Below are 6,701 nucleotides of genomic sequence, written 5' to 3'. Positions count from 1 at the left end.
GTTACATTCCGAACCCGGAAGCTAAGCCTTACAGCGCCGATGGTACTGCAGGGGGGACCCTGTGGGAGAGTAGGACGCCGCCGAACTATTATTGATGGAAAAGCCCCCGCACTTCGGTGCGGGGGCTTTTTTGCGTTCCGGGGACAGAACCACCCGGAACCCCTCCGCGCTGGGGGTGGATGGCTGAGGGTAAGGTCAGGGGGCATCGTTGGCTCGTTCCCACAGGAGGCCCCCGGGTGGAGGTCCAGGAGACCCGCGTCCAGACAGACCGGGTCCTCACCATCCCGAACATCCTCAGCATGGCGCGCCTCGCGGGCGTACCGCTCTTTCTGTGGCTGATCCTCAGGCCGGAGTTCGGTGGGCCCAACAGCGACGGCTGGGCGCTTCTGGTGCTCATGCTGAGCGGTATCAGCGACTATCTGGACGGCAAGCTCGCCCGGCGCTGGAACCAGATCAGCGGCCTCGGCCGGCTGCTCGACCCCGCGGCCGACCGCCTCTACATCCTCTCGACCCTGCTCGGGCTCACCTGGCGCGAGATCCTGCCACTGTGGCTGACGAGTGTGCTGCTGGCGCGCGAGCTCGTTCTGCTCGTGATGGTGGGCATCCTCAGGCGGCACGGCTATCCGCCGCCACAGGTGAACTTCCTCGGGAAGGCCGCAACGTTCAACTTGATGTACGCCTTCCCGTTGTTGCTGCTCAGTGACGGAAGTGGATGGCTTGCGTCACTCGCTGCTATTTTCGGATGGGCGTTCGCCGGATGGGGTACAACTCTGTATTGGTGGGCAGGGATCCTCTACGTGGTTCAGGTCCGCCGCCTAGTTCGTGCGGACAACCATGGCCGACTGAGCCCGCCCAATGGGCGGCCGTAGAGGTCTCTGATGGCCCGCAACGAGAATGTGCGGGACAATCTGACGGGTGAAGTCGGCTAGACCGTCTCTTCAAGGAGGACGCTTCCGACATGAAGGCCGTCGTGATGGCCGGCGGCGAAGGCACACGCCTTCGCCCCATGACCTCAAGCATGCCCAAGCCGCTCCTGCCTGTGGCCAATCGCCCGATCATGGAGCACGTGCTACGGCTGCTCAAGCGGCATGGGCTCAACGAAACCGTCGTCACCGTCCAGTTCCTGGCCTCGCTGGTCAAGAACTACTTCGGTGACGGTGAAGAGCTCGGTATGGAGCTCACCTATGCCAACGAGGAGAAGCCACTCGGTACTGCCGGCAGTGTCAAGAACGCCGAAGAGGCACTGAAGGACGATACGTTCCTCGTGATCTCCGGCGATGCTCTGACCGACTTCGACCTCACCGACCTCATCAATTTCCACAAGGAAAAGGGTGGGCTCGTCACGGTCTGTTTGACCCGCGTTCCCAATCCTCTTGAATTCGGCATCACCATTGTCGACGACGAGGGAAAGGTCGAGCGCTTTCTTGAGAAGCCGACCTGGGGTCAGGTGTTCTCGGACACGGTGAACACCGGCATCTATGTCATGGAGCCCGAGGTCTTCGACTATGTCGAAGCCGATGTCTCCGTCGACTGGTCCGGCGATGTCTTCCCTCAGCTGATGAAGGAGGGCAAGCCGATCTACGGCTATGTCGCCGAGGGCTACTGGGAAGACGTCGGCACGCACGAGAGCTATGTGAAGGCGCAGGCCGATGTCCTGGAGGGCAAGGTCGACGTCGAGCTGGACGGCTTCGAGATATCGCCCGGAGTCTGGGTCGCCGAGGGCGCCGAGGTCCACCCCGACGCCGTACTGCGGGGGCCGCTGTACATCGGGGACTACGCCAAGGTCGAGGCGGACGTCGAAATCCGCGAGCACACCGTGGTGGGCTCCAACGTCGTCGTGAAGACCGGCGCGTTCCTGCACAAGGCCGTACTGCACGACAACGTGTACATCGGCCAGCACAGCAATCTGCGCGGCTGTGTCATCGGCAAGAACACCGACATCATGCGGGCCGCGCGTATCGAGGACGGCGCCGTCATCGGGGACGAGTGCCTCGTCGGCGAGGAATCGATCGTCCAGGGCAACGTGCGGGTGTACCCGTTCAAGACCGTCGAGGCCGGCGCTTTCGTCAATACGTCGGTCATCTGGGAGTCCCGCGGCCAGGCCCATCTCTTCGGAGCCCGTGGCGTGACCGGGATCCTCAACGTGGAGATCACGCCGGAGCTGGCCGTGCGGCTGGCGGGGGCGTACGCGACGACCCTCAAGAAGGGGTCCACCGTCACGACGGCCCGTGACCACTCCAGAGGTGCCCGTGCGCTCAAGAGGGCGGTCATCTCCGCTCTGCAGGCCAGCGCCATGGACGTACGGGACCTGGAGAACGTACCGCTGCCGGTGGCGCGGCAGCAGACCGCGCGGGGCAGCGCCGGCGGAATCATGATCCGTACGACGCCCGGAGTTCCCGACTCGGTCGACATCATGTTCTTCGACGGGAACGGGGCGGACCTGTCCCAGGGGAGTCAGCGCAAGCTCGACCGGGTGTTCGCCCGGCAGGAGTACCGGCGTGCGTTCCCCGGTGAGATCGGGGATCTGCACTTCCCCGCCAGCGTCTTCGACTCGTACACCGGGTCGCTGCTGCGGAACGTCGATACGACCGGGGTCGCGGACTCCGAGCTCAAGGTGGTCGTGGATGCCTCGAACGGCAGCGCCGGACTGGTGCTGCCCAGCCTCCTGGGCAAGCTCGGGGTCGACGCGCTGACCATCAACCCGGGCCTCGACGAGTCGCGTCCCACGGAGACGGCGGACACCCGCCGGTCCGGGATGGTGCGGCTCGGCGAGATCGTGGCGTCCGCACGGGCCGCGTTCGGCGTGCGGTTCGACCCGGTCGGCGAGCGGCTGTCGCTCGTCGACGAGAAGGGCCGGATCATCGAGGACGACCGGGCCCTGCTCGTCATGCTCGACCTGGTCGCTGCCGAACGGCGCAGCGGGCGCGTGGCGTTGCCGGTGACCACCACGAGGATCGCCGAGCAGGTGGCGGCGTACCACGGGACACAGGTCGACTGGACGACGACGTCCCCGGACGATCTGACGCGCGTCGGGCGCGAGGAGTCGACGATCTTCGGCGGCGACGGGCGCGGCGGGTTCATCGTGCCCGAGTTCAGCAGTGTGTTCGACGGTACGGCCGCCTTCGTCCGGCTCATCGGTCTGGTGGCACGGACGCAGCTCACGCTCAGTCAGATCGACGCGCGGATCCCGCGGGCTCATGTCCTCAAGCGCGATCTCGCGACTCCCTGGGCCGTCAAGGGGCTCGTGATGCGGCGCGTGGTCGAGGCGGCCGGTGACCGGTTCGTCGACACCACCGACGGGGTGCGTGTCGTGGAGACCGACGGTCGCTGGGTGATGGTTCTGCCCGATCCGGCGGAGGCGGTCACCCATCTGTGGGCCGAGGGGCCCGACGACGCCTCGGCGCAGGCACTGCTCGACGAGTGGTCGTCGGTGGTGGACAGCGCCGGTCGCTGAGCACCACGCGCGCGTGCCGGACAGTGCCCCGAATCGGGCCTGTCCGGCACGTCGGTGGGGCCGTTCGGAGCTACAGGTCACGACGTGCGACGATGTGCGGCATGCCGCAGCAGCCCCCCGTTCGGAGCACCCCCACGCGCCCCTCGCGTCCGGACGCGTCCATGTCGCTGCTCACCAACGTCATGGACCACAGTCTCGACGAGGGGTACGCCGAGGCCGCTGCCCGGCGGAAGGCCGAAGGCACGGGCGGGATGCCCAAGAAGCTGTCGGCGAAGCTCGGTCTCGCGGCCGGTCTGGTGCTCGCGGCACTGCTGGTGACCGTGGGCGCGGCGCAGGCGCGGATAGCGGCTCCGGTCGTCGCCAAGGAGCGCGAGGAGCTCATCGACCGCATCGACAGCCAGACGTCTGCGGCGGAAGACCTTGAGGACGCCATCGACGAGCTGCGCGACGACGTCGGCGCCCGTCAGCGTGAGGCGTTGAAGAAGCACGGCGGTGACCAGGGCGAGCTGGTGGGCATCCTGGCCGGTGCCCTCGAAGTGCACGGTCCCGGTGTGAAACTCGTCGTGGACGACGCCAAGGAAGCCGAGCACGCCGGTGACGGCGACGCGCGCGAGACCTCGGGCTTCTCGGACACCGGACGCGTACGCGACCGCGACATGCAGCGAGTCATCAACGGGCTGTGGGAGTCGGGCGCCGAGGCCGTCACGATCAACGGACAGCGGCTGACGGCCCTGTCCGCGATCAGGGCCGCGGGTGACGCGATACTGGTCGACAACAAGCCGCTGGTGCCGCCGTACACGGTGTTGGCCGTGGGGGACGGGGACCGGCTGCGCACCAAGTTCCAGAACAGCGGGGACGGGCAGTATCTGCAGGCCCTGCACGAGAACTTCGGGATCAGGACCAGTATCTCCGCCGAGGACGAGGTCCGGTTGCCCGCAGCACCGAGTGTGATCGTACGAACAGCACAACCGAGCACAGAGAAAGGCACATCGTGATCGCCGTACTGGGCCTCGTCGTGGGAGTCGTGGCTGGATTGTTGGTCCGGCCCGAGGTTCCGGCGATGGTCGAGCCCTATCTTCCGATCGCCGTCGTCGCGGCGCTCGACGCCGTGTTCGGAGGTCTGCGGGCGATGCTCGACGGGATCTTCGACGACAAGGTCTTCGTGGTGTCGTTCCTGTCCAACGTCGTGGTGGCCGCGCTGATCGTCTTCCTGGGTGACAAGCTGGGCGTGGGCGCCCAGTTGTCCACGGGTGTCGTGGTCGTCCTGGGCATTCGCATCTTCTCCAACGCCGCGGCGATCCGTCGGCACGTCTTCCGGGCGTGAGGCCGATGAGCAGCAACGACGAGACGCCGGGAACCTCCGAGAACCCGCTGCGCGAGGAACTGCCCGAAGAGGTCCGGACGAAGGCTCCGGAGAAGGCGCCCGGGCCCGGTGCCGAGCGGGCCGAGCAGGAACCGGCCGGGCCGGCCGGTCCCACCGGCCGTCAGCGGCTCGTGAACGGGCTGTGGCCGCCGCGGGTGTCCCGCGCGCAACTCATCGTCGCGCTGCTGCTGTTCGGCCTCGGATTCGGCCTCGCCGTCCAGGTCGCGTCCAACAGCGACAGCGACGGCGCCCTGCGCGGCGCACGCCAGGAGGATCTTGTACGCATCCTCGATGAACTCGACGACCGTACACAGCGTCTGGAAGAGGAGAAGCAGGGGCTGGAGGATCAGCGCACCGAGCTGGAGAACAGCTCGGACCAGGCCGAGGAGGCCCGCAAGCAGACCGTCGAGAAGGAGAAACAGCTCGGCATTCTCGCGGGCACCGTGGCGGCGCAGGGCCCCGGCATCACGCTGACGATCGACGACGGGAAGGGGACGGTCGAGGCCGACTCGCTGCTCGACGCGATCCAGGAGCTCCGCGCGGCGGGCGCGGAGGCGATCCAGGTCAATGGTGTACGGATCGTCGCGGGCACCTATCTGACGGATGTGAGCGGGGGAGTAGCGGTGGACGGGAACAAGATCAGCTCCCCGTATCGTTTCAAGGTCATCGGCAAACCTCAGGACCTCGAACCGGCGCTCAACATCCCTGGCGGAGTGGTGCAGACTTTGGAGAAGGAGCAGGCCACTGTCACGGTGGACCGCTCGGACAAGATCGTCGTGGACGCCTTGCGACCCGCCGAGCGGCCTGACTACGCTCGGTCGTCCTCCCAGTGAACCGGGGGCGCTTGGAGGTGGCTCTCCGAGGGCATGAGCTTGCGGGGGGTCGACGCACCGAATGGGTGGTGCGTGGTGGAAACTGTCTGGTGGATACGGACGTTGTGAGGGTGTCCGGCTCGACCGGTGTGTGCAATCAGGGTTCGTCCTGCCCCACGGGCGGGTCTGTTTCGGTCAAGGGGAATCGCCCGTGAAGTTGTTTGCGAAGTTGTTCGGCAAGAGCGCACGAGAGGGCAGCGACAACGCCACTGCCCGCCATCGCGCACCGCGCCCCGCTGAAGGCGAGGAGCAGGGGGACCGCCCCCTGTTCCGGGACCAGGTCGGTGGGCCGCCCGGTGACATTTCCGGTGGTCAGGGCGCGCCGTCTGTTGACCCTGCCCAGTCGGGGCGCATAGGTTTCGGAGATCCGTCAACCTCAGGTGCGGGTGGAGGTTTCGGCTCCGACCCGTACGCGTCCAATACCCCGGCGGGGCAGCCGCGGCAGGAGGATCCGTCCATGTCGGCCCTGGTGTGTACGAGGTGCGGTAACCGCAACGCGGAGGCGAGCCGCTTCTGCTCGAACTGTGGTGCGCCGTTGCGGGCCGGGGCGACCCCGGAGCGTCCGTCGGAGACCACCTCGACGATCTCCATCTCCGGTCTTGAGGCCTACGACGCCGAGGCCACCGGCCAGACGCAGATGCCGATGCTCTCTCCCGAGGCGCAGGCCGCCGTGGACGCCCTGCCGCTCGGCTCGGCGCTCCTGGTGGTACGGCGGGGGCCCAACTCGGGCAGCCGCTTCCTGCTGGACGGCGATCTGACGACCGCCGGCCGTCATCCGCAGAGCGACATCTTCCTCGACGACGTGACCGTGTCGCGCCGCCATGTGGAGTTCCGCCGTGAGCCCGACGGTTCGTTCACGGTGGCGGACGTCGGCAGCCTCAACGGCACGTACGTCAACCGGGAGCGCATCGACCGGGTCCCCCTGTCGAACGGTGACGAGGTGCAGATCGGCAAGTACCGGCTGGTCTTCTACGCGAGCCAGCGGGGCATCTGACCCTCCCCCAGACTTTGT

General features: G+C 67.1%; 6 protein-coding genes and 1 rRNA gene. All 7 read left to right on the top strand.

Going from position 1 to position 6,701, the window contains the following annotated elements:
• Positions 1-86, top strand: a 5S ribosomal RNA gene (gene rrf, locus ACFVH5_RS34760); the annotation flags it as partial.
• A 150-nt stretch (positions 87-236) separates the two neighbouring features.
• Positions 237-869: a CDP-alcohol phosphatidyltransferase family protein gene (locus tag ACFVH5_RS34755; protein ID WP_107018623.1), complete on the top strand. Its 633-nt coding sequence runs from the start codon at positions 237-239 to the stop codon at positions 867-869.
• 89 nt (positions 870-958) lie between these two features.
• Complete coding sequence (locus ACFVH5_RS34750) at positions 959-3,454, top strand: sugar phosphate nucleotidyltransferase (RefSeq protein ID WP_384815038.1); 2,496 nt, start codon at positions 959-961, stop codon at positions 3,452-3,454.
• A gap of 92 nt (positions 3,455-3,546) precedes the next feature.
• Complete coding sequence (locus ACFVH5_RS34745; protein WP_385837661.1) at positions 3,547-4,449, top strand: DUF881 domain-containing protein; 903 nt, start codon at positions 3,547-3,549, stop codon at positions 4,447-4,449.
• Entirely contained in the window at positions 4,446-4,778 is a 333-nt protein-coding gene (locus ACFVH5_RS34740) for a small basic family protein (RefSeq protein WP_046587749.1), read from the top strand. The genes ACFVH5_RS34745 and ACFVH5_RS34740 overlap by 4 nt, the downstream gene beginning before the upstream one ends.
• Positions 4,779-4,783: 5 nt before the next feature.
• On the top strand, positions 4,784-5,650 hold the full coding sequence (locus tag ACFVH5_RS34735) for a DUF881 domain-containing protein (protein ID WP_385837660.1): 867 nt from the start codon (positions 4,784-4,786) through the stop codon (positions 5,648-5,650).
• 61 nt (positions 5,651-5,711) lie between these two features.
• Positions 5,712-6,683: an FHA domain-containing protein gene (locus tag ACFVH5_RS34730; RefSeq protein ID WP_107018627.1), complete on the top strand. Its 972-nt coding sequence runs from the start codon at positions 5,712-5,714 to the stop codon at positions 6,681-6,683.
• The last annotated feature ends 18 nt before the right edge of the window (positions 6,684-6,701 follow it).

Source organism: Streptomyces sp. NPDC127119 (assembly GCF_042677425.1).
GTDB lineage: Bacteria > Actinomycetota > Actinomycetes > Streptomycetales > Streptomycetaceae > Streptomyces.
This window is presented reverse-complemented; position numbering and strand designations above follow the sequence as displayed.